Source organism: Ligilactobacillus animalis KCTC 3501 = DSM 20602, from assembly GCF_001434535.1.
In the GTDB taxonomy this organism is placed as follows: Bacteria; Bacillota; Bacilli; order Lactobacillales; family Lactobacillaceae; genus Ligilactobacillus; species Ligilactobacillus animalis.
Map to the genome: position 1 here is coordinate 49,631 of NZ_AYYW01000003.1, position 24,414 is coordinate 74,044.

The 24,414-nt window shown below is 42.5% G+C and carries 23 protein-coding genes, 1 tRNA gene and 3 pseudogenes; 6 read left to right on the top strand and 21 right to left on the bottom strand.

Features of this window, described 5'->3' with window-relative positions; all coding sequences use genetic code 11:
• Positions 1-4: 4 nt before the first annotated feature.
• The 4 genes and pseudogenes from FC30_RS00785 to FC30_RS09670 all read right to left on the bottom strand — a co-directional run bounded on the left by FC30_RS00785 (position 5) and on the right by FC30_RS09670 (position 1,951).
• On the bottom strand, positions 5-463 hold the full coding sequence (locus FC30_RS00785; protein ID WP_156400125.1) for a hypothetical protein: 459 nt from the start codon (positions 461-463) through the stop codon (positions 5-7).
• A gap of 6 nt (positions 464-469) precedes the next feature.
• Positions 470-532, bottom strand: a pseudogene (locus FC30_RS09875) (zinc-ribbon domain-containing protein); the annotation flags it as partial.
• A gap of 10 nt (positions 533-542) precedes the next feature.
• Positions 543-1,058, bottom strand: a complete 516-nt coding sequence (locus FC30_RS00790; RefSeq protein ID WP_010688214.1) for a zinc ribbon domain-containing protein — start codon at positions 1,056-1,058, stop codon at positions 543-545.
• Between the two features lie 11 nt (positions 1,059-1,069).
• Complete coding sequence (locus FC30_RS09670) at positions 1,070-1,951, bottom strand: zinc ribbon domain-containing protein (RefSeq protein ID WP_010688215.1); 882 nt, start codon at positions 1,949-1,951, stop codon at positions 1,070-1,072.
• 352 nt (positions 1,952-2,303) lie between these two features.
• Between FC30_RS09670 and abc-f the strand changes: the two are divergent.
• Both abc-f and FC30_RS00805 read left to right on the top strand, forming a co-directional pair.
• Positions 2,304-3,766, top strand: a pseudogene (gene abc-f / locus FC30_RS00800) (ribosomal protection-like ABC-F family protein).
• Positions 3,767-3,936: 170 nt separating this feature from the next.
• Positions 3,937-4,272: a VOC family protein gene (locus tag FC30_RS00805; protein WP_050778940.1), complete on the top strand. Its 336-nt coding sequence runs from the start codon at positions 3,937-3,939 to the stop codon at positions 4,270-4,272.
• Positions 4,273-4,328: 56 nt separating this feature from the next.
• On the opposite strand, the gene FC30_RS00810 is transcribed toward FC30_RS00805, so the two are convergent.
• The 5 genes from FC30_RS00810 to FC30_RS00830 all read right to left on the bottom strand — a co-directional run bounded on the left by FC30_RS00810 (position 4,329) and on the right by FC30_RS00830 (position 9,042).
• Positions 4,329-6,821 (bottom strand): ATP-dependent Clp protease ATP-binding subunit, encoded by a 2,493-nt coding sequence (locus tag FC30_RS00810; RefSeq protein WP_010688219.1) that lies wholly within the window; start codon positions 6,819-6,821, stop codon positions 4,329-4,331.
• 18 nt (positions 6,822-6,839) lie between these two features.
• A complete protein-coding gene (locus FC30_RS00815) occupies positions 6,840-7,310 on the bottom strand; it encodes a CtsR family transcriptional regulator (RefSeq protein ID WP_010688220.1) in 471 nt (156 codons plus the stop codon).
• Between the two features lie 111 nt (positions 7,311-7,421).
• Positions 7,422-7,805, bottom strand: coding sequence for a hypothetical protein (locus FC30_RS00820; protein ID WP_010688221.1), 384 nt, complete (start codon positions 7,803-7,805; stop codon positions 7,422-7,424).
• Between the two features lie 133 nt (positions 7,806-7,938).
• Positions 7,939-8,012, bottom strand: a tRNA-Pro gene (locus FC30_RS00825).
• A gap of 49 nt (positions 8,013-8,061) precedes the next feature.
• Positions 8,062-9,042: a Gfo/Idh/MocA family protein gene (locus FC30_RS00830; protein WP_191975471.1), complete on the bottom strand. Its 981-nt coding sequence runs from the start codon at positions 9,040-9,042 to the stop codon at positions 8,062-8,064.
• A 112-nt stretch (positions 9,043-9,154) separates the two neighbouring features.
• Here FC30_RS00830 and pnuC point away from each other — a divergent pair.
• A pseudogene (pnuC, locus tag FC30_RS00835) lies at positions 9,155-9,865 on the top strand (nicotinamide riboside transporter PnuC).
• A 117-nt stretch (positions 9,866-9,982) separates the two neighbouring features.
• Here the strand turns inward: pnuC and FC30_RS00840 are convergent.
• From FC30_RS00840 to FC30_RS00890, 12 genes are all read right to left on the bottom strand, one after another.
• Positions 9,983-11,071 (bottom strand): hypothetical protein, encoded by a 1,089-nt coding sequence (locus tag FC30_RS00840; protein ID WP_056938452.1) that lies wholly within the window; start codon positions 11,069-11,071, stop codon positions 9,983-9,985.
• A 112-nt stretch (positions 11,072-11,183) separates the two neighbouring features.
• The gene (locus FC30_RS00845; RefSeq protein WP_010688224.1) at positions 11,184-11,660 is read right to left on the bottom strand and encodes a nucleoside 2-deoxyribosyltransferase; all 477 of its coding nucleotides are present in this window, start codon (positions 11,658-11,660) and stop codon (positions 11,184-11,186) included.
• Positions 11,661-11,727: 67 nt separating this feature from the next.
• Positions 11,728-12,270, bottom strand: coding sequence for a hypothetical protein (locus FC30_RS00850; protein ID WP_010688225.1), 543 nt, complete (start codon positions 12,268-12,270; stop codon positions 11,728-11,730).
• 15 nt (positions 12,271-12,285) lie between these two features.
• Positions 12,286-13,011 carry a DUF805 domain-containing protein gene (locus FC30_RS00855; RefSeq protein WP_029507275.1) on the bottom strand — a complete coding sequence of 242 codons (726 nt, stop codon included), beginning with the start codon at positions 13,009-13,011 and terminating at the stop codon, positions 12,286-12,288.
• Between the two features lie 141 nt (positions 13,012-13,152).
• Positions 13,153-13,911 carry a nuclear transport factor 2 family protein gene (locus FC30_RS00860; RefSeq protein ID WP_010688227.1) on the bottom strand — a complete coding sequence of 253 codons (759 nt, stop codon included), beginning with the start codon at positions 13,909-13,911 and terminating at the stop codon, positions 13,153-13,155.
• Positions 13,912-13,972: 61 nt separating this feature from the next.
• A complete protein-coding gene (locus FC30_RS00865) occupies positions 13,973-15,130 on the bottom strand; it encodes an MFS transporter (RefSeq protein WP_010688228.1) in 1,158 nt (385 codons plus the stop codon).
• A 126-nt stretch (positions 15,131-15,256) separates the two neighbouring features.
• Positions 15,257-17,074, bottom strand: coding sequence for a glutamine--fructose-6-phosphate transaminase (isomerizing) (glmS, locus tag FC30_RS00870; protein WP_010688229.1), 1,818 nt, complete (start codon positions 17,072-17,074; stop codon positions 15,257-15,259).
• Positions 17,075-17,268: 194 nt separating this feature from the next.
• Positions 17,269-17,397, bottom strand: coding sequence for a hypothetical protein (locus FC30_RS09810; protein ID WP_010688230.1), 129 nt, complete (start codon positions 17,395-17,397; stop codon positions 17,269-17,271).
• Between the two features lie 6 nt (positions 17,398-17,403).
• A complete protein-coding gene (locus FC30_RS00875; protein WP_010688231.1) occupies positions 17,404-17,754 on the bottom strand; it encodes a hypothetical protein in 351 nt (116 codons plus the stop codon).
• A 127-nt stretch (positions 17,755-17,881) separates the two neighbouring features.
• Entirely contained in the window at positions 17,882-18,550 is a 669-nt protein-coding gene (locus tag FC30_RS00880; RefSeq protein ID WP_010688232.1) for a fructose-6-phosphate aldolase, read from the bottom strand.
• Between the two features lie 15 nt (positions 18,551-18,565).
• Positions 18,566-21,022 carry a glycyl radical protein gene (locus FC30_RS00885; RefSeq protein WP_010688233.1) on the bottom strand — a complete coding sequence of 819 codons (2,457 nt, stop codon included), beginning with the start codon at positions 21,020-21,022 and terminating at the stop codon, positions 18,566-18,568.
• Between the two features lie 192 nt (positions 21,023-21,214).
• Complete coding sequence (locus FC30_RS00890) at positions 21,215-21,958, bottom strand: DeoR/GlpR family DNA-binding transcription regulator (protein WP_010688234.1); 744 nt, start codon at positions 21,956-21,958, stop codon at positions 21,215-21,217.
• 127 nt (positions 21,959-22,085) lie between these two features.
• On the opposite strand from FC30_RS00890, the gene FC30_RS00895 reads away from it, so the two are divergent.
• The 3 genes from FC30_RS00895 (at position 22,086) to FC30_RS00905 (ending at position 24,321) form a co-directional block, all read left to right on the top strand.
• A complete protein-coding gene (locus FC30_RS00895; RefSeq protein ID WP_010688235.1) occupies positions 22,086-22,865 on the top strand; it encodes a glycyl-radical enzyme activating protein in 780 nt (259 codons plus the stop codon).
• A gap of 54 nt (positions 22,866-22,919) precedes the next feature.
• Entirely contained in the window at positions 22,920-23,198 is a 279-nt protein-coding gene (locus FC30_RS00900) for a hypothetical protein (protein WP_010688236.1), read from the top strand.
• A gap of 76 nt (positions 23,199-23,274) precedes the next feature.
• Positions 23,275-24,321 (top strand): alcohol dehydrogenase catalytic domain-containing protein, encoded by a 1,047-nt coding sequence (locus FC30_RS00905; RefSeq protein ID WP_010688237.1) that lies wholly within the window; start codon positions 23,275-23,277, stop codon positions 24,319-24,321.
• The last annotated feature ends 93 nt before the right edge of the window (positions 24,322-24,414 follow it).

A 24,414-nucleotide genomic window follows, 5' to 3' on the forward strand; every position in this document is an offset into this window, starting at 1 on the left:
AACTTCACTTCCCTTCACGTACAAAGTAAGCCCATTCGCCATCTTGAACTGGAAAAGCTAAAACCGTTCGTTCAACACCATTTATCTTATGCTTTTCCAAGCGAAATGCTAACCAGGTACTAGCATCTTTATTTGCAAATACAATAAGTTTTGATGACTTATCCACAATTCTCAGTGATAGATCTATTTTTTGTAATTCTTTACTCGACTTCACTCTGTATGTGATCTTACTAGGTGTGATCTCAAATGATCGAAGATTCTTATCTAACACACCCTTTTTTGTTTCCTCAACAAATTTCCACTTACCAGTAACATCCTTAGGTTCGATCTTATCGTATTTCACATACTTAGGGTCATTGTTGATCACGCCAAAATGATATGCTAGGCCCGTCCCAATTGCTGTAAAAAGCAAAAAACTAACAATAATGACTACTGGTAATTTCGAACGACTAGCTTTGGGCAAAATAAGCCCACATTGCTGACAATACTTCTCTCTAGGTGAATTTTGATATCCACAAGTTGGACAGATCATAGAAGCACCTCTACTTTCTTACGTAATATCCCCAGCTATCATCAGAACTGTTATAGACAGCAAGGACAACATGCTCAATTCCGTTTACTTTACGCTTTTCCAGACGTAATTCAACCATATTAGCTGTAAAAATATTATCGGTATCTGAAATGATCACTGTGTCTTCATCAGTCACAGTGCTGTAACGTACAGCAATTTTTTCACCTGAATCCGTTGTGATCTCATCTTCACTGATTTTTATCTCTTCGGTCATCGTGTCTTTTTTGCTCTCGTCAACTAATCTCCAAGTCCCCACAATATCAGCCAGTTCCAATTTATCAGCTGTCTTATACTCAGGATCATTACCGCCTAACATATATAAGCCACCAAAAATCAACACGACTACGGCTATACAGATCCCGATGATCGCTGGAACAGGCAAGCCATTTTTCTTAGGTGGGGCATACATTTGCAACTGCGCTCCGCAATTACTACAAAATGCAGAACCAGCAGGATTTTGTTGCCCACAGTTAGGACAATTTAACATCAATTCTCCCCCTAATTTTGAGGTGTATTTTGATCATCGTTTGGTTTTTGTGATGGTACTTGTTGTGGTTGGTGTTGATTTTGTACCGGTTGTTGTGGTGCTTGTTGTTGATTCATATATTGTGGTTGTTGACCATAATTTTGTTGTTGGTATGGTTGTTGCATTTGGTTAGGTTGTTGATACGGTTGGCTTTGGTATTGTGGGTGATCGACCAATAATAAATAAATATTGTAAAATGGCACTAAAACTAACCATGGATTATTGGCAATGTAACGTGTTCTGCGTACTGCGGCAGCTAACAAGCTGATTCCGGAAGCACAGCAGAAAACATAAAAAATAATATAAAATAGATTCCCTAAAAGTAACATAAGTTCGCTACCACTACTGAAACCCGTAATCGCAAAAAAGTACATGATCATATATAAGGCCAGACCTACAATACATTGTCCTAAAGTTCCCCACCAATAAACTGCCTTCCGTGTTTCTGGCGTCTTAAAATCAAACGTATTTGCAGTCACATACTTTACACTATCCCAAAAACCTAAATTAGGTTGTGACCCCATTTGACCTGGGACAACATTTTTAAATTTTTTGATATTATTTATAAATTGATTTACCCGTTGTTGATATTGCCCCGTTGGTGGTACTTGTTGTTGGTATGGTTGTTGCCCTGTTGGTGGCACTTGTTGTTGATACCCCTGTTGCATGTTTGGTTGTTGTGGTGCTTGTTGGTAGCTTTGAGGATTTGGTTGGACCGGTGGGGTTTGTGGCTGTTGGTTCACCGGTTGTCCTTGATTACTTGGTGCTACATTTTGGGTAGCACCACATTGGGGACAAAATTTCGCCCCTGCTTCTAACTGTTGACCACAGTTTGAACAAAATTTATTTTTCATAAAAAACACTCCCTATAACATTTATATACAGATAGATCCATATAAGCACATTATAGAAAAGGAATAGTGCAGTTTATATTGCACTATTACGTGTCTTTTTACTTGAAACTTTATCACAAAATTTCGGTTGACAGTGCACAACTAACCTGCTATCCTAGTTCGTAGATCAAATTGAACGGAGGCGTCGCCATTGAAATTCTAAATTCTGCACAACAAACAAGTTTAACAACTCTGGGAACAAACAGGGTCAGTTTCACTTGGGCAGAATTTAGGGTTTTGGGCTGATGCAAGATGACTCAGTCTGCCCTTGTGCAGGCTTTTTTTGTTCCTCAAAAATTGGAGGAATGCCTTTATGTCGAATATCTCGATCAAAAATCTTACTTTTGCTTATCCGGGCCAAGCTGCTCTTTTTGACAACGCCAATTTTGAACTGGATACTTCTTGGCGTTTAGGTCTTTTAGGGCGCAACGGTCGCGGTAAGACTACCTTATTCAAATTATTACAAAATAAACTTTCTTATACGGGTACGATCAATGTTTCCGTGCCCCTAGCGTATTTTCCACAACCTTTGGGCGATCAAACACAACTGGCGCTTTACTGTCTGCAAGAGACAGGGAACTTCTTAGAATGGGAACTAACACGTGAGCTCAAATTATTTGGGATCAGTGAAGATCTCTTGTGGCAACCATTTAACACGCTCAGCGGTGGGGAACAGACCAAATTGATATTATGTGCGCTCTTTTGCCAAGCTGACCACTTTTTCTTGCTCGATGAACCGACAAATCACCTCGATCTAGCAGGGCGTCAGGAATTAGTGGCTTACCTAAAACAGAAAAAACAGGGCTTTATCGTCACGAGCCATGACCGCACCTTCTTGAACCAAACGATCGACCACACCTTAGTTATCGAAAGAAATCAATTGCGCTTAGAAAATGGTGATCTTGTATCATATGAAATGCAAAAGAAACGCCGGGATAGCCATGATATCCAGCAAAATGAAAAAACACGCCACGAACTAAAACGGCTCAAGCAAGCTGCTTTGACTAAAGAAAATTGGGCAGCGCAAGCAGAAAGACAAAAGCAAAATAATTCGCACGCTGACAAAGGCTTTATCGGTCGGCGCGCTGCCAAGGTGATGAAACGTGCTACCTCATTGAAGTCGCGTGCCGAAGAGCAGATCAAACAAAAAGAGACGCAACTTAAAAACCTCGAAGTCAGTGAACCACTCAGCTTAAATTACCAGCCGACCCACAAACAAATTTTAGTGGAAGCCAAGAACTTCACGCTTGCCTACGACCAACAGCTATTTTCACCTTTGAATTTTGAGGTCAAAGCCGGTGAGATCGTGGTCCTAAAGGGTAATAACGGCAGTGGCAAATCCAGTCTCTTCCAAGCTCTTTTGGGAAGCACAAATGCAACTGCGAGTGGTGAGCTGTCACTAAACACCCAAAATATCAGTGTCGTGCGCCAAGATTTCAGCGCCAACCGGGGAACGCTCAAAGAGTTTACGCAAAAACGCGACCTCGACTACACGCTCTTGTTGACACTTTTGAAAAAACTTAGCTTTGAGCGCCACACCTTTGATGTTTTACTCGAAAATATGAGCTTAGGCCAACAAAAAAGGTCGAATTAGCGGCTTCACTTGCTACCCCAGCCGAGTTGTATCTGTGGGACGAACCCCTAAACTACTTGGATACCTATAACCAAGACCAGCTGCTGGCTTTATTGCAAGAAACCAAGCCCGCCCTTTTAGTGATCGAACACGATCAAAATTTCAGCGATCAGATCGCTGATACGGTCGTCGAACTAAAATAAGCTCCCTATAACTACAATAGCGCTGTAAGCTAGAAAATTTCTAACTTACAACGCCATTTTTTACTATATATCCAATTCAGCACTGATCTGTTTTGAGATCACCACACCTAGTGTCAATAACCCTAACAAAGCAGCACTACCTAACAGAACGCTACCGATCCCCCACAGAGATATCAAGAAGGAATGAAACTTATTTTGCGGGAACTAGTACTGAACTTTATCATAATAAAAAAACGGGGTTTCACTCGTATTTTATCAACTTTGATTCGGGTAGTCGTCTAGAATTGATGTCAAAACAGCACCTAAGCCCACGAGTCGCCGATAGTCTTGGATATACGCACATTGCACTATCCGTCGGTACTAAAGCCGATGTGGATGCCTACGTTGAAAAATTCTTAGCCACCGGTTTCCCACTTTTGAATGGTCCACGCACAACTGGTGATGGCTACTATGAAGCTGTCATTCAAGATCCTGAAGGGAATTTACTTGAACTTACAACTGATTAACAAAAAAAGCATTTCGCCACTCTCATAATGATATTGGCAAAATGCTTTTTTAGCTCTTAATTATTCACTTTTTCTTTTGCTGTTTCAACTTTTGGATCTTTGACGTTCAAAGTGATCTTGCCCTTCTTAGCTCCGATCGTCACCGTCGAACCTGTGACGATCTTTCCTTCTAATAAGGCTTCACTCAGGCGGTCTTCGATCTCATTTTGCAAGGCACGTCTGATCGGACGAGCCCCGTATTCTGGATCAAATCCAGCTTTAGCTACCACATCGATTGCAGCTGGCGTGATCTTCAAGTTCACATTGCGTTCAGCTACCCGTGCGATAATATCTTTAGCCATCAACTTCACGATCTGGTGCAACTCATCTTTTTCAAGTGAGTGGAAGATGACGATCTCATCGATCCGGTTCAAGAATTCAGGTCTAAAGCTCTTCTTGAGCGATTCTCTGATCTTAGCTGACATTGCAGCGTAGTCATCGACCACATTACCGGCGCCAAACCCAACGGATTTTTCGTCCCGCAAGGCTGTTGCCCCTAAGTTAGAGGTCATGATGATGATCGTATTTCTAAAGTTGACTTTGCGGCCCTTAGAATCGGTCAAATAACCATCATCTAAAACTTGCAATAAGATGTTGAACACATCTGGGTGGGCTTTTTCCACTTCATCGAGCAAGACGACTGAATATGGCTTATTGCGGACCTTTTCGGATAATTGCCCACCTTCATCATAGCCGACATATCCTGGAGGAGCACCGACTAAACGACTAGTGGAGTATTTTTCCATATACTCACTCATGTCGACCCGGATCATCGCATCTTCTGAGCCAAACATTGCTTCAGCCAAGGCTTTAGCTAACTCAGTTTTCCCGACACCAGTAGGTCCTAAGAACATAAATGAACCGATCGGACGGGTCGGGTCGCTCAAACCACTGCGCGAACGGCGAATAGCTTTAGCGATCGAACTGATAGCCTCATCTTGGCCGACCACACGCTGGTGCAAGATCTTCTCTAAGCCGACCAGCCGTTGACTTTCAGTCTTCGTCAATTGGGTAACGGGCACGCCAGTCCATTCTGAAACGACAGCGGCCACATCTTCTTGGGTCACCACAGCTTTAAACTCGCCTTTAGCTTCTTCTTCGGCTTGTTTAGCTGTGAGTTTTTCAACTTTTTCTTTTAATTTCAACACTTCTTTGCGCAATTTAGCCGCGTCATCGAAGTTTTCGTGTAAGATCTCCTCATCATAGCTATCACTGACTTCTTTTAGCTTAGCTTTGGCTTTAGATAACTGACTGCTCTTTTCAGCACTCATGATCCGCAACCGCGCTGCTGCTTCGTCCATCAGATCGATCGCCTTATCTGGCAAGAAGCGCTTCGTGATATAGCGCGAACTCAACTTGACGGCTGCATCTAAAGCATCATCGTTGATCTTGACTTTATGGTGCTTTTCATAGCGGGAACGGACACCCTTTAAGATCTCAAGGGTCGCTTGTTGGTCAGGTTCATCGACCATGACTGTCGCAAAGCGCCGTTCTAACGCAGGATCAGATTCAACGTATTTTTGATATTCATCTAATGTCGTCGCTCCGATGACTTGCACTTCACCCCGCGCTAGAGCAGGTTTTAAGATATTGGAGGCATCGATCGCACCTTCAGCCCCACCAGCGCCGATCAAAGTATGCATCTCATCGATAAACAAGATCACATTGCCATCACGGTAGACTTCTTCTAAGATCTTCTTTAGACGGTCTTCGAATTCGCCTCGGTATTTGGTACCAGCTACAAGCGAGCCCATATCGAGCATCATCAAGCGTTTCTTCGCCAAATTCTCAGGGACATCCCCATTGACGATCGCTTGGGCTAAGCCTTCTGCGACCGCTGTCTTACCCACACCAGGTTCGCCTAGTAATACTGGATTGTTTTTCGTCCGGCGACTTAAAACTTGGATCACACGCTTGACTTCACTGGTGCGCCCGATAACGGGATCGGTGTCTTCATTTTGTGCGATCGCCGTCATATCACGGGCTAAACCATCTAGCGTTTCTGTCTTAGAACGTTTTTGCGCTTCACTGGCTTGCTTAGCTAAACGTTGACGTTGGCGGTCAGTCATGCCCAATTGGCGCAACAACAACTGCCGCAAACGCCGATTATCGACTTGTAAACTGTACAAGATCCGCGAAGATAAAATATTTTCATCATTTAATAGTGCCAATAATAAATGTTCGGTCCCGATCTTAGACGAACCCATCATCATCGCTTGGCGCAAGGCATCATTTAAGACGGCCTTGGATTTTGGTGAATATGGTAAATAACTATCTGGTGCTTGACGGCGCAAAGTCCCATACCCTGCGAGCCGCTCGATCTCTTCTTTGATATCGACACTACTTACGAGGTTTTGCCTTAAAACTTGACCGGCAACACCATTTTCCTCCAAAACAAGGGCTAACAATAAATGTTCGGTCCCGATCGCTTGGTGCTTGAAGTAGTTAGCTTGTTCTTGTGCAAGTAACAAGACTTGGTTAGCACTCGGTGTGTAAGATGTTGAATCCATAAGATCCCCTTCTTTCTATTATTGATCAGCACAACGCAGACGATTTAAAATGCGATTCAAGATCTTGGCACGGATCGCCTCTTCTAACTCATTGTCGGATAGTGCTAGCGTGCTTTTCTCGATCGCAGTCGCTACTAAATGTGCTTCTTTATGTGTCAATAGCTCATTTTCATAGAGCGTTTGAATGATCTGAAATGCCTTGGTCTCGCTGATACTGGTCCCAACGTACTCGATCAATTCATCTAAAATATCCGGGTCACTGATCAAATCGACCTTGGCGATCCGAATATACCCACCTCCGCCCCGCTTACTCTCGACTAAATAGCCATTTTGCAAAGTAAAACGCGTCTTGATCACGTAATTGATCTGCGAAGGTACGCAGTCAAATTGGTCTGCGACTTCAGAACGTTTGATCTCAACTTGGGAAGCTTCAGCAAGAATACTCTTTAAATATCGTTCGATTATATCGGAAATATTGCGATTTTGCATAAAACTATCCTCAATCTGTTTGACTAACTTTGACTATAATTATAAACGTTATCCACCATGGTTGGCAATGAATTAGTGCTAATTTCTAGGGCTGATGATTTAAAATTTCCTTTATTTATCTGCCGTGAAGATCACTGCCCACACAACATGTTTAGCTGGGCAAAAATATACGAACTGAGCGCCCGTTCCTTTAGCCTGGTCAACTGAGATCGCTTGATCAGCATATTTAGCGGTCGGGCTAGTCGGATCTCTTTCCCATTTAGCATACTGTGTCTTCGTCCCCGTAAAGCTTTTTTCCTTGGTGTAACCTCTTTGCTCGTACGGCGCCAATAGCTCAGCCGTGATCTGGTCGAGCTCTTCTTTAGTATCGGCTTTAGTATAATACTTAGCCGAACTACTGTGACTAGTTGTTGACGAAACCACTTTATCTTTGACCGAGCTCGCTTTTTTAGCAGGCACGACTGCCACCGTGACACCGTTTTTGCCCCACGTCACGTGATAGCTACACCCACTGACCCCGAGGACAAAAGCCCCGATCAGCAAAAGACAAACTGAGCGCTTTATTATGATTCCCCCTTTGAAACAAAAAGAGCCGTCCTGTATAGGTACGACTCTAACTAGTAATTGATCGGGATGACAGGATTTGAACCTGCGACCCCCACGTCCCGAACGTGGTGCTCTACCAAACTGAGCTACATCCCGAGAACAATTACTATTATAATACTAGTTTGTTAAATGTAAAAGGAAAATCTTATTTTTCTTCGGGATACACTAGACTCCAATCTCTTCTAAGCTCGGTCATGATCTCCATCACATCGGTCGAATAATCTAAGTGCATCACATTTTGACCCCCAGAAACGGCTTGTTCCATATCAGTCACCTCATAGAACAAGGCATCTGCAGTTGCTCCACTTTCAATCACCTCTTGGCCACCATCAGCGGTATAAGTGATCGTTGCTTTTTGGCCCCGCGGATACTCATAGATCTCGATATATCCCTTATCAAAAGCGACCATCCCGCGTTTTGGTTGCTTAGCGTGCAACGTCAAAGCCAGTGTCGCCATTTCACCCGCTTCATTTTGCAATAAGATACCCGCTTGCTCGTCGACACCGCTGGGAGCTAATTTGACTTGGGATGCAACTTTATCGGGTTTTTGCGACATGAACCAGCGCGCAAAGGACAAAGCGTAGACCCCGATATCTAACAAAGCTCCTCCTGCCAACTCTGGGTTAAAGAAGCGATTGGTCATATCATAGTCTTTGTAGCTCCCAAAGTTCAACTGTAGCATGCGCAATTCACCCAAACGACCGCTTGCGATCACTTCGGCTAATTCTTTATAGATCGGCATATGGTACAACGTCATCGCTTCAGCCAAGATCACATTATTTTTTTCTGCCAGTTGCTTAGCTTCTGTCAGTTCAGCTGCATTCAATGTGATCGATTTTTCACAGAGCACATGTTTGCCCGCAGCTAAAGCTTGACGTAAATATTTGATGTGAGTGTTGTGTGGGGTCGAAATATAGATGATATCGACTTCAGGATCACTGAAGATGTCTTCGATCTGATCATAGACCTTAGTGACCCCATATTTTTTGGCAAAATCAACTGCCTTACTGTGTGTTCGATTAGCCACACCATATAAAGTACGCCCGTGAGCTGCCATGGCTTGTGCTAATTCATTTGCGATCACACCACAGCCTAAAGTTGCCCAATTATAATTTTTCAAAAAAATCCCTCCAGACTAATATTGCTACCTCGATCTTAGCAAAAACTTTCCCCAAAGACAAAGAACGTGAATTATCAATGTGATTGTTTTATCATATTCTTAAAGGAAGGTGATCACTATGACAAACACTTGGCTTTATAAGCAATTATTTACCAATTGGAAGAAATTTGAAGTTACCTATGTCAGCATTTTGATCTTGATCCAACTAGCCGTCTTTTGGATCGTCCCCGATAGCTTGATCGGTATGATCTCGGGGGTCACAGGTACGTTATCACTGGTTTACGGGATGAAAGGACGCAAGATTGCCTTTATCTTTGGGACGATCCAGTGTCTAGCCATGACTTATATCGCTTGGATCAGTCATGCCTATGGTTCATTTGCAATGGACATCTTCTATGTCATCTCGTAACCCATCGGCTGGTTCATGTGGGGCCACGACCAAGCAACGCATCGTTTTTCGCCTGCTAGTCGCAAAAAACTCTTTGTTGGGGCTTTTGTCGCTTGGCTCATCGGCTGGTGGATCTTAGCTTTGTTACACGGACAACTACCGTATTTTGATTCGATCAATTTTGTCGTCAGTTTCATCGCTCAACTACTCTACATCTTGAAATACCAAGAAAACTGGTCGCTTTGGATCGTGGTCAATCTTGCCAATATCCTCTACTGGTCGATCCTAAGCATCCAAGTCATGACCGGTGCCACTGATATCGGCTCTTTAGGTGCCTATCTCTCCCAAGTTGCCTTGCAAGCAGCCCTGCTCTTTAACTCGATCTATGCAACTAAAGTCTGGGCCAGTGGTGAAGCCGACAATGAAGGTGGAACTAAGTAAGGTGAGTGATCTTTTGTTCAATATTTGCTGTTCTATAATAGGCACGCTTGCAGCTATCACAACTACTGTAGTTAAAATCCAATGATATACAAAATAGGGCTAACTATCTAGTTAGCCCTATTCTGTATATTTCGTTGATTCTAGCTTGACGATCTCGCCATTCTGGAGCTGCAGTTCAAGCCCATTTTCAGCATAAGGAGACTCAGCTTCAAAGTGCAAACGGTAATTTCCATCCGGCAACCCAGCATAAGAAAGATATCGCAAACTATCAGTATTAAAAGCATATGGATCTTGAGTTGCGATATCAACATAGTAGTAATATAGCCCCTCTTTGACAAATTGTGGGATATCCAAATTATAGTAACCACCCAAAGGCAATTTTTTTTGCTGATTTTTAGCGATCACAGCCGCTACTTTTTGGAACTTAGGATCAGTTTCTTCAAAAGGATACATGCAAACTCCGATATTAGTGATCTTTTCTTTGGAAAATAGTGTTTTAAACTGCTGTTTGATCTGTTTCAATTCTGCTTTAACAGCTGGCTGTTGTTGGGCTGCACTTTCTTTTAGCGCCACTAAGCTTTCGGTAGAACGCTGATATCGACTATCTAATTCGCCTTTTCGCAACGCTTTAGTCCCGATATCGATCTGCTCTAGCTCGGACGGTCTGAAATTTACCCACAGCTTTTTTTGATAAGTTTTTCCAGGCTCTAATTTTTCGGTATAGGTGTAACTACCATAATATCCGCTTCCAGCCTCGATCCGATCTCTACCGACTTTGGTAACCTTGATATCGCCCATAAAGCCAGCTTGGTGATATTTTTGCGTCAATTCTTTTTGTAACGGCACGATCAAGGAGTTTTCTTGGCGTAAGACCGTATATTTTCCCAGTTGGATACCACCGGCGATGCCGACGATAAATATAATGATCCAACTTAACAGTAACTTGGCCACTTTAGTATTCCAGGTACGATAAGCCGTTTTGTCAACAGCAACCTTCTCTATTTTACGCATTTGGATCAATAAGCCAATCAACAACCCCAGCATACAAATAACACCTAGGGGGATCAGGAATATGAGGAAAAAGATCAAGATCGGTTCTTGGGCACATAGATACGCAAATACCGTCCCACCGATCGTATAAAGTCCCAAAAAGAGATTAACTTGGCGTAATAAATTTTTCTGGCGCCATTTTACCTCATCTTTCACCGCACGCCTCCTTTTTACTCTTATTTAACCATATCTAAGACCCTTTTCCTAAAAATTGAGCTTGATCGGCTTAAATAAAAAACCACCCTGAAACAGAGTGGTCATCATTATTCTAATACACTGCCCCTTCATAGAAGTTGTAGTATGGTTTATTGAAATCAAAATCAGCTAGCTCGGAGACTTTGATGACTGTATCAGCAACGCCCCAACTCATCAAGTTGATCGGCTTGCCATAATCTTCATCGGGGATCACCAACACGATGTATTTGCCTAAACCCTTGGCTAAGCCTAACTCGACCCCACAACCGATGTCTTCTTCATCCGGTAGATAAGTACATAAGAAGATATCTGAACTCTTGATCCCGACACAGTCCCCATTGAACGTTGCTGTTTGCCATTCTTTATCTTCTAGTAATTCAGGATGTTCATCCACGCGTAAACCTTTATATTGATGCGCCAAAGGAACATAACTATCCGCATCATTTATCGTCTTGTTTTTCTTGATCGCTGCCATTACTTGTTCATAGGCTGCGTTTTGCTTTGGTGTAAACCACCCAGCTGCAAAATATACTGTCTTTGTCATCCGCATTCGCCATCCTTTTAAAAATATGCACCTTTTATTATGAACTTTCTAGCTAAATATAACAAATTGTGCACTAATTTCCATAGCGTTCATACGCACATTCGACTTGGTAACCTTGCCTTTGGGCTTCTGTAAGCAACATTGGCGTCCCACCACCATGGCGTTGTAAACCACGGCAATTAGGATCTAAGTGATAGCGTCCAGGAATGCTGGCATTAACATAGACTGTTTGAGTGTTTTGCACTGGATCTGGCGCTTGATAAGCGTAAGTCACTGGTGTTTCATCTTGTTCAGGTCGTGGATCGATCACTTCACTTGAACTCGTCGCTACACTTGGAGTTTCACTAGCTGAACTTTGGGTTGCTGTAGCCGTTTCAATGCTTGAACTACTTACATGACTAGCACTACTACTTGAGCTAGTTTCACTTGAGCTTTCAGAAGTCGAACTCATTGAACTTGTAGAACTTGAACTAGCAACTTTATGCTCACTTTTAGCTGGATATTTGTGATGAGACTGTCCTAGAGCACTCAACTCAGAGATCCCAAAAACTAATAATGCGATAAATACAAGTACTACTGTTATCCCTGCAAAAATCTTATTGTTGTTATTTTTCACCGTTAAACCTCATCTCTAATAATCGTCATCATCATCGTTACTGTTATAGTATAATTCGGTGCTTTCCATATCATCATCGGTCGTACTGTTGCTATTAGCTAGCCCCCACAGCAATGAAGTCCCAAGTAGCCCTAGACAGAGTACGATCACCGGAACTAGGCCTTTGATACCATAAACTTTTTTACCAAATTGACTTTGTTTTTCTTGGCGATAGCGATTATTTTCCATAGCGGTAGGCTGGCACATAAATACTAGTACGATAATGTTTCCGACTGGGATAAATTGCAATAAGACCCAAGCCCCATCCATGCCGATATCATGCAAACGTCGAACAGTGGCCGAAAGATTTAATAAAAATAGTGCAATAATTGCTGTGACGGCAACAAAAATAATAAAATTCACAAGTGCTTGGGCGATCCTATATTGACCAATACCATTAAAGTATCTGAGTGCAATATTACAAGCCCAAAGTCCGATAAATACAGCCAGCGTCAACAATGCCATTCCTAGGACACCATACCAATAATCAGCCCGGCTCATACATTTACCATACCGGAAAATATCTTTTAACATCAATTTAGTTGAACTTAACAGACCCGCTACTGGTTGTGAAGTTAGTTCAATTTCTTTAACATCCTCCACCGCATCTGCTTTTTGTTCAACTGGGATCAACTCTTTGCCACACTTGATACAAAACTTACTGTCATCGGGATTTTCTGTCCCGCACAATCTACAAAACACGTTATCTTATCCTTTACAAAAAAATAATTCTATATAAGCAATACAAATAAATATCTTATCATAAAGTTAAGTCCCTTTAAACTTTCCTAAATAAAAATAGACGCCTAGTAACCACTAGACATCTATTACCTGCAAATATATTTAAAATTTGCCTGAATTAGTTAATTCTGTTTTAGCCGGGATCGGTTCAGTGACCGCATAACGTTCAACGATTTTTCCAGCTTGTAAACGGAAAATGTCAAAAACAGCGTAAGCTCTAGAATTGATCAATGCTTGGGAATAGGCCACAACGTAATTACCATGTCCGATAACCTTAAAAATAAAATCATATTCAACGTTATTTTCTTGCAAATATTCTTGATAAGCACTACTTCCGTCGGTGATCTCATGTTGATGCGAAATAATATCATCAGCTACATATTCCGAAAATTTTTCTGTAGCATGGTTCTGCAATACTTCGACTAAAAATAAGCGGACTCGCTTTTTATTTTCTTCTGTCTTATCTAGGTCCTCAAAATCCTCGCTCCCAAAAACTTGGTCATGTTTACCGCCGTCCTTATAAGCTTCGATCACATCCCAATGCTCCACTATTCGCTCACTTTCATCAGCACGAAAGATATCAGCTGTGACCCATTTAGCAGCACCATCATTTAGATTTTGATAAACTTGCATGAAGACATAGTTACCATCACTAAAACTTCGGACAACTTGGATATCACGCTTCGGATTACGCTTAAAAAAATCAGTAAAAAATTGAGCAAATCCTTCTTTACCGTCAGAGACACCGGTACTGTGTTGCGTATAGGTCTCCCCCATGTACTGTGTTAATACCTCTGTGATCTCTCCGTCACGAATACCACGTAAATATAGGTTATGGGCATTTTCTAATTTTTTATCCATAATTTTCACCTCGAGAACAATTTAACACACCATATCTATTGTGTTCAACCAAAAATCCAGTTCAATGGTTCCAACGCTGCCAAAAAGCCCATCCCACTGTATCCAACAACCCCAACAAAGCACCAACACCCCAAGCTAAGGCTAAGCCAAAGTGATCCGCTAAAAATCCATTCAAGGCTAGAGCTACTGTCGTCACCAATGCTTCTAAAGTATTATTGCCCGACACCCAAGTCGTTCGGAGATCATCGGTTATCTTTTCATGCAATAGCTTAGTTTGCAAGACCTCAGTCGACGCACATAGCGCTACATGCAACCACATGAAAGCTAAAGCTAGATAATAACTACTATAGATAAGGAGCCATACACTCAAACAAAGTGCGACCACATGTGCCAAGAAAAGCTGTTCGGTCTTCCAAGAAAGTTTTGCGCTCCAGTTAAAGGCAAAAGCACCCAACATCCCCGCTAAATTGATTCCCACTAAGATCAGCCCCGTCTTGATCTCAGGTCCACGCTGAAAGTAAAGCTGCCACTGATTATAAGGTCCGACCGTTATGAATGTCAGTGGTAAAAATAAGATCAAGGTCTCAAGTAATGGTCGCTTTTTTTGCCAAATCTGACGCTCAAATGTAAAGCGGAGTGGCTCAGGTGGTTTAGGTGCTGTATCAAAGCGCACTAAACTCAAAGAAACAAGCCCAACTACGTACAGGATCACCGCCCCACTGATAAGTGGTAAGCGCAATTCGATATTCCCTAATTGATCCGCCTCCAGATAACCGCCTACAAAACTCACCAAACTGACTAACATATAGTTATGTGAAAATAACTTTCCTTGATCAAGCTCTGAATTCTTAGTCCGTTCGACGATCCAGGAAGTCAACGTCCCTGAATACAACGAATCACCAAGTGCTGTCAAAATAGCACTCAAAATCAAAACCACTAGATGTTTATCAAATATTGCCAAGAGCAAAAGTCCACTTCCACGAAAAAGCACACTCCAAAAGGTCATTTTTAAGGCACCAAATTTATCCGATAAAAAGCCTGACGGGATCTCAGCTACACAAGTCACCAACCAAAAAAGGGCTAAAAATAAATTGATCTGACCATAACTATAACCGACTTGTTGCATGTAAAGATAGATCGTCCCTGTCCACAAGCTCAAGCCTAAAGCATAAAGCCCCGATAGACCTTGATAACTCAAAACAGCGTATTTATTTTGCATATAAATATCCCCTAAAATATATTTCCCACTAACTTTCACCCCGTCCATAAGTTAAGCCTAATACTTAAAAAACACAACAAAAAAGCCTGCTCCTAAACAGGAACAGACTTTGACTAGATCAAAATTTTATTCAACAGTCACGCTCTTAGCCAAGTTACGTGGCTTATCCACATCGTAACCACGTTGTAAACTTACATAGTAAGCCAACAATTGTGTTGGTACGACTGAAACAAGTGGTGATAACAATGGATCAACTTCTGGTAAGATGATCTGATCACCTTCAGCAGCTACATCACGGCTGGAGATGAATAAGACATTTGCACCACGCGCGATAACTTCTTGCGCATTGCTTCGTGTATGCGCAGCTGTCTTAGGATCGGTGATGATCGCTACGACTGGTGTGCCTTCTTCGATCAAGGCGATCGTGCCGTGCTTTAATTCACCCGAAGCAAAACCTTCAGTTTGAACATAAGAAACTTCTTTTAACTTCAAAGCAGCTTCTTGCGCTAACGCATAGTCAACACCACGGCCGATATAGAACGCATTGCGTGTTGTCGCAAACATATCTTGAGCGACCTTTTCAATGTCACCTTTTTCATCAACTAATTCTTGCATCCCGTTAGCAACTTTCGTCAATTCACCCGCAACATCAAAGTCCTTAGCAGCCTTGATGTCCTTAGCTTCACCGTAAGCTTTGACCAAGATTGCCTCTAAAGCGATCTGAGCGGTGTAAGCTTTAGTTGAAGCAACAGCGATCTCAGGACCAGCGTGTAACAATAAAGTATAAGTTGCTTCACGTGAAAGCGTTGAGTTAGCCACGTTTGTGATCGTCAAACTTGGATAACCCCATTCATTAACTTGAGTCAACACTTGGCGACTATCAGCGGTTTCCCCACTTTGTGTCAAGAAGATGAAGAATGGTTTTTCAGACAACAATGGTGGGTTGTAAGCAAATTCAGAGGCCACATGAACTTCAGTTGGAATATGAACTAATTTTTCAAACAATTCTTTCCCGACTAAACCAGCATGGTAACTTGTCCCAGCGGCCACGATGTATAACCGATCTGCCTTGGATAAAGCATCCAATAGTTCTTGATCGATCTTAACTGAGCCGTCTTCATTAAAGTATTCTTGGATCAAAGTGCGCATCACGCCTGGTTGTTCGTCGATCTCTTTTAACATGTAGTATGGATAAGCACCTTTTTTAGCGGCTTGTGGATCCATATCGATATGGAATGGTTCACGTTCGACAGCATTGCCAGCTGGATCCATGATCTGGATCTTATCTGGTTCAACTACCACGACTTCACCATCCATCAATTCGATGAAATCATGCGTTTGTTCAAGCATTGCAGTGGCATCAGAACAAACAACGTTGAAACCATCGCCCACACCAAGTAACAATGGGCTCTTGTTTTTAGCTACAAATAACTTGCTTGGTTGGTCTTTATCCATCAACAAGAATGAGTAAGATGAGCTTTCATCAACTAAGCCCAAGACTTTGCAGAAAGCAGCCAAAGTATCCATACCTTCATCAGCAAACTTACCGATCAATTGCACGATGATCTCTGTATCTGTGTCACTCTTTAATTCAACATCAGCCAAGTATTCATCACTCAATTGGCTAAAGTTACCGATCACACCGTTATGAACTAAGAAGAAACGTCCATCGGCTGAAACGTGGGGATGAGCATTCTTAACACTTGGGACCCCGTGTGTTGCCCAACGTGTATGCCCGATCCCAGTCGAACCCTTGACTTCTGGTCCAACTAAAGCACGGAGATCAGCGATCCGGCCTTTTTCCTTAACTAAAAAGCCATCACCTTGTTGGTCATTTACATAGATACCGGCTGAGTCATAGCCACGGTATTCTAATTGTTGTAATCCATCTAATAAAATATCTGTTGCATTTTCATTGCCTGTTACGCCAACGATACCACACATAATTCAATACCTCGCATTTTAAAATTGGTATATACCTTAATTATTATTTTCAAATCTCATAGAAGTTAGTTACATCAAGTAACAAGACTAAATATAGCGCAACAAAATTCTTCTGTCAACCAATATATATTTAAATTGGTATACCAAAAAATATAGATATCAAACCCAAAATATATGCTATTTCCTAATAGAAACTATTCAAAGGTCTCTTTTTTCAAATGATAGCGGTATAAAACTTGGCGTGCGATCGGTTGGGCGATAATTGCTTCAACGAGAAAAGCTATGCTAAAATTGCGAGGCCATTTACCAAAAAATTCACTCACTGGGGCTCAATGGATCGCCCCTTCACCGATCCAAGCTCCGATCAAAGTTATGAAAAACGACATCAAAAAGACGTTGCATAATATATTGATCGTGATCTGTGACCGAAAACTGTCTTTTGGATGCACGATCAAGTCCTTGAGCTTGCCGGATGGTTTTTGTGTCAAAATAACTAAGCTCACCACTGCTAGCCAGATAAATGGTAATACTCTTAACGTATTTTGCCAGACTTCAAAGCTAAAGCCTAACTCAAACATGCTGATCAAAGGAGCGATCAAGTTCACTGAGATCAACGACACGATCAACAAAAATAAAACAAATTCCCGGTGATTTCGGGGTAAGCGCATGTAAAAATCCATAAAAAACTTTCTCTCTTAGATAAAAAATAAGGGTCCAGCAAAACTAATTAGTTCTGCTGGACCCTTATACGCGAAAACTTCATCTGTTATTTTAACAAACCTTTTGGAGATGCGCTAATGTTTTTTCCTATATTCCCGCGCGTTTCTGGCTCGTCTTCCAATCGATGGCAAAATCAGATACTGCTTTAGCGATCGCAGGATCAGCTAAACTGGCGGCATAGATATCACTGCCTGCAGTCACGGCTTGAGCACCTGCCCCCAGTGCTTTAGTCACTTGGCTGGCATTTTTAAAACTAGCCGCTAAGATCTTGCCCTTTTGCGTGCTTTTTTCCCGCGCACTGGCTAACTGTGCGATCAGTGCCACCGGATCAGTATCTAAATTCTCCATGCGATTGTAATACGGGGCTAAATAATCGGCTCCGGCTTCCAACGCTAAAAGTCCTTGCATCGTCGTATAGATCGCAGTTGCAGTGACCTTAAAGTCCGCTTGCTTTAGCTGTTTGATCGCTACTAAGCCTTCTTGGGTGACCGGGATCTTGATATAGAGGTTGCCTCCAAGTTCTGCTTGCAATTTCTTAGCTTCCGCAACCATCCCTGCAGTGTCCTTAGCTACAACTTGGACATGTAGGCTCGGTTGCGGGCCGATGAGCTCACGAACTTTTTTCAAATGTTCAAAAAAATCCAACTCTCCTTCACGTTTAATGATGGTCGGATTAGAAGTCACCCCTGCTAGGGGCAAGATCTGCGCCCATTTTTTTATCTCCGCTAGATTTACTGTATCTAACATAAATTCCATTTGTCGGCCTTCTTTCTATAATGCATGTTCGGTTCGGGCAATGATATCATCTTGCGTTGCCTTAGATAAAACATTGAAAAAGGCGGAATATCCCGCCACTCTGACGATCAGATCACGGTGCTCTTCGGGATGCTTTTGGGCATCGAGCAAGGTTTCTTTTGAGACCACATTGTACTGGATATGGTATCCATGTAACCGATTGAAAAATGTCCGCAATAATGCGATCAACTTCTGCTTGTCCTCTTCTTTAGCCAAAGTCTGGGGGTTGACTTTTTGATTCAACAGCACGCCCCCAACGATCTCATGCGTTGGTAATTTAGCGATCGATTTCAAAACCGAAGTCGGACCTTTTTGATCCATATTATGTGATGGTGAACACCCTTCCGCTAAAGGCGTCCCTGCATGGCGGCCATCCGGTGTCGCCAAAGTGCCACGCCCTTGCCCGACATTAGCCGAGATCGAAGACGTTCCTGAATACCGAATACCACCGATCGGACCCCGTCCATAGCGCGTATTAGGATATTTAGCGATCTCTTCGATATATACATCATAGGCAGCCGTCACTAATTTGTCAGCATAATCATCGTCATTACCATACTTAGGCGCTTCATTGATCAACATCTGCCGGATCCTTTCACCCTCTTCACCAGCATAATCAGTCTGCAACGCATGCCACAACTCTGCTGGTGTCAAACGTTTTTCGCTAAAGACCAACTTTTTGACTGCCGCTAGTGAATCAGCTAGATTAGCGATCCCTACTTGAAGCCCTGAGATATAGTCATAGACTGCGCCCCCTTCTTTTAGATGCTTGCCCCGCCCGATACAATCATCAGTCAAAGCCGAGCACAAAATATCTGGCACTTCCCTTTCAAGACTTAGATCGATCGCATTTTCGACGATCACACTCATCTTAGTCAAATAGCGCAAGGTCTCATCAAAGGCAGTGGTCAATTCTTCAAATGACTGCATCTCAGGAAAATATCCATAGTTTGGAGTGAAGCGCTTACCAGAAACTGGGTCGATCCCCCCATTCATCGCGATCAACAGGACTTTAGGAAAATTCATATAACTCATCCCAGTGCAACGATAGCCCCATTTTCCAGGAACAGCGGTCTCGACACAGCCGATTGCACTGTAATCATACGCATCTTCCACGCTGACACCTTTTTGGATAAAGGATGGGATAATGATCTCATCGTTGTTGAAAGCCGGCATCCCAAAGCCAAGTTTCATCACTTCGATCGCTTCATTCATAAATTCTGGATCTAACCCGGCATGATAGCGGACCGTCAAATTAGGCTGTGGCAGGTGTGTTTGAGCAACTGATCTGAGCACCATAAATGACAACGGATTGACAGCATCTTCTTTTTGGCGTGTCTGCCCACCGATCGTCACATTTTGATAGAGCGGACTTCCTGCCGAAGAAAAAGTATGGGCTTGGCTTCGAATCTTATTGATCGTCAACGTCTTGATCCACAAATTGGTCAAGCGCTCAACGATCGAAGCTTCAGTCTCGCGCTCTGCCTCAAGATCAGCTTTAACATAAGGATACATGTATTGATCAAATCTTCCATATGATAACGAATGACCATTCGATTCGATCTGAAGGATACATTGGATAAACCAAACCGCTTGGATCGCTTGCGCAAATGTTTGGGCTGGTTCATAGGGAACAGTTTCACAGATCGCTGCGATCTCTAACAACTCTGCTTTCCGAGCAGCCGACGCATCTTTGGCTTGTTTGCGCGCTAGATCAGCAAAACGTTGGGCATAATTTTTGACTGCCGAGATCGTGATCAAGATCGCATCATAAAAATGATATTTATCAATGTTTTCCGGTACCGTCAGATCAAGTTTGGCCTTAGCTTGCTTGGTTTTTTCTTCAAAGCCACGCAGACCCTCAGTTAGTAATTTTTGATAATTGACCGCTAAATGCGCATCGCCCGAGTTCATCTTACCTTCCATCCCAAAGAAGCCCGTTTCCATATAAACTTGAACTTCTTGGGGTAACATGGCCCCCGCTCGCGCCCGTAACGTATTATCCTCCCAGAAAGGCGCAAGCGCACGCAACTGCTCTTTAGTCTCTTCAGTGATATAAAAAACATCCCCATCACGTTTTTCGAACAGATCAAGTTCAGCTAAAACAAACTCCAAAGTGTACTCAGGAAATATCGGAGCATCCTTATCACTAGAAGCTTGATTACCCACGATCATAGTCTCATCATCGATATAGATCGACATGTTCTCTAAAATATTTTGGAGCATATAAGCTCTTTTCAAAACATTTGGCTTAGCTTGATGTTTTTGGTAGCTTTCTGTCACCAAAAGTGCTCGTTGTGCATCAATATACGGCTTTTTATCTAAAACTTTATTGCGATATTTATACATTCGCGGTGTTAAATAACCAAAGTGCTTTTGCGAATTTTGTTGTGTCTCATTGGTGTATTTTTGGGTAAGTAGTTCGAGTGTCATCTTTCGCGCCTCCCTTTCGTTTGAAAATCATAAACTTTCTTTCGTAATAAACATAGCATGTTATTAGAAAAAATACAAATGTTTTCCCTATTTTAGACGTAAAAATCCGAGCTATAAACAACAAGAGATCTATTACAATACGTATTATCGCATCGTAATAGATCTCTTGTTATCCATGATCGCACGCTTTACTTAGACTTTGGTTACTTTGACTTGATTTTGCAGGAGATACGCTTCTTTAGTTGCACTGATATTCTTATCCGTAATAACACCACTGATCTGGTCAGGGGTAAATTGACCAACTGTTCCACGTTGCAAGAACTTCGATGAATCGGTCAAGATCACGACTTCATCGGCAACTTCAGCCATCGCATGAACGACTTCGGTGCGCATCAGATCCTTACCGGTAAAGCCGACCGCTTCAGCAAAGCCATCGGTACCGATAAATGCAAGTTGCACGTGAAACAATCTGATCATCTCTTTGACTAGTGGGCCCACCGTCACCTGTGAGTTCTTTTGATATTCGCCCCCGAGTAAAACGATCTTACACGAGTCATAGCGCTTAACATAGTCGGCGATAAAATAAGAGTTGGTCAAGATCGTCACGCCCCGCTTAGTCCGACAGATCTCCTCTGCCAATAACGCACACGTCGACCCCGACTCGATGATGATCGTTTCATTATCGTTGACTAATTCAGCCGCTTTTTGTGCGATCTTTTTTTTGACATCGTAGTGAAATGACAATCTAACATTGATGTCATCGCCACTATTTAAGACCGCATAGCCATGCTCTCGATGCAATAATCCCTTTGCTTCAAGTTTATCTAGATCTTTTCTGATCGTGACCTTCGAAACCCCTAATGTCTCGGACAGCGTATTAACATCGACTTTTCGCTCTTTTGAAACTAATTTTATGATCTTATCTAAACGTTCCATTAACTTCACCCCAAATTCTATTTTAATCGATTCTGCTAAAAAGTAAAACTCTATTTTCTTTCGTTCGTAATTGAAATATTTTCGTTTTATTGCTATGATAAAGAAAAAAGCAAGTGAGGTGTTAATAATGGTTGTTACTGACCGTGGTATCATTTTTAATATTCAACATTTTTCGCTCCATGATGGCCCGGGGATCCGCACGACAGTCTTTTTAAAGGGTTGTCCTTTGCGTTGCCCTTGGTGTGCCAATCCTGAATCACAACGTCGGCGCCCCGAACCGATCCTCGATGCACAAACTAAAAAACAAACGACGATCGGCGAAGAAAGGACTGTAGACGAGATCATCGCCGAAGTCCTAAAAGATATTGATTTCTATGAAGAATCTGGCGGTGGCCTTACCCTTTCAGGTGGCGAGATCTTTGCACAATTCCACTTTGCCAAAAGCATCTTGCAACAAGCGAAAGCAAAAGGGCTCCACACTGCGATCGAAACGACCGCCTATGTGGAGCCCCAGAAATTTGCGGAACTCATCGAATACGTTGACTTCATCTACACCGATCTTAAGCACTACAATACGCTCAAACATCGCCAAGTAACGGGTGTCCAAAATAACTTGATCATTCAAAATATCCAGTATGCTTTTGCCCATCACAAGCAGATCGTTTTACGCATTCCGGTGATCCCTGGCTTCAACGACTCATTGACTGACGCCAAACATTTCGCACAATTATTCAATGAGCATCAGATCACTGATGTTCAACTGCTCCCATTCCATCAATTCGGTGAAAATAAATATCAACTTCTAGGACGCAAGTATGAATTTGAAGATGTCAAAGCCTTACATCCCGAAGAGCTCCAAGAGTATCGCCAAGTCTTTTGTGACCACGGCATCAATTGTTATTTTTAGCTATCATCGTTAGCGTTTACATGATATGATCAACTTAGAAAGGAGCATAAGGCAATGGCTGCGAATTTTAAAAATTATATCATCCGTGGAACAGAAATGTTTATCTATCTTTTTATCATAGATTTTATCATCGAAATGTTCTTGATCAAGGGAAATGCCAAGCTCACGACTGTATTAGGTTTACATGTTGAAAGTTTTATCACACCTGATGAACAAGAAGTAAAGCTCTATCTCTCCCAGTATTCACTTATCCCCTATCTACTTTTCTTATTTTTCTGGACAAAATTTTTCAAATGGAAACAACAACGAGCTATTCCTCCTTTGCATAACTAATTATCGAAACTAAGCATTGGATACCTTGTGGACAATATTTTATAATGTTAGCGATAAGATGAAAGGGGTAGATTTCATGAAAAGCGCAATTTTTGAAAAAGCAGGTCAAATGATCATCGAAGAGGTCGAAAAGCCAAGCCTCGAGCGGGATGATGATGTGATCATCAAAGTCGTACGGGCGTGTGTTTGTGGCTCAGATCTTTGGTCATATGTTCACGGCGACGATAAAGCAGCTCACTCAGAAAATAGTGGGCACGAAGCTTTAGGGATCGTTGAAGAGATCGGTTCGGCGATCACTACGGTCAAGCCTGGCGATTTCGTGATCGTTCCATTTACTCATGGCTGCGGTCACTGCAATGCTTGTCGCGCTGGCTTTGATGGTACTTGTGATAACCATCCCGGCTACAGCAATTGGTCAAGTGGTTTCCAAGCCGAATACGTTCGTTTCCACTACGGTAACTGGGCTTTGATCAAGATCCCTGGCAAGCCAGCTGATTATACTGAAGGTATGCTAAAATCATTGTTGACTTTGGCTGATGTCATGCCAACAGGTTACCATGCTGCGCGCGTGGCCGATGTCAAACCCGGCGATAAAGTAGTCGTGATCGGTGATGGCGCGGTCGGACAATGTGCTGTGATCGCAGCTAAAATGCGCGGGGCTTCACAGATCGTCCTCATGAGTCGCCACAAAGACCGCCAAGAAATGGCTCTAGCATCTGGTGCGACTGCAGTTGTTGCCGAACGTGGGCCAGAAGGGATCGCCAAAGTTCGCGAGATCTTAGGTGGCGGGGCAGATGCTGCCCTTGAATGTGTCGGGACTGAAGCTTCGATCGAACAAGCACTTGGAGTTTTACACAACGGTGGGCGCATCGGTTATGTCGGTGTACCCCACTATAACAACCGACCTTTAGGCTCAACGTTTGCCCAAAATATTACGATCGGTGGGGGTTCTGCTTCCGTGACGACATATGATAAGCAGATCTTATTAAAGGCTGTTCTCGATGGTGATATCGATCCAGGCCGGGTCTTTACCCAAACTTATAGCTTGGATGATATCGATCAAGCTTACAAAGATATGCAAAATCGCAAAACGATCAAATCAATGCTCGTTATTTCTGAATGATCGACCAAACGCCTTTCAGCTCATTGAAAGGCGTTTTTTACTACGAATATTCTTGCTTGCTGTATAATGAAATTAAGAATAAATTTAGAAAAG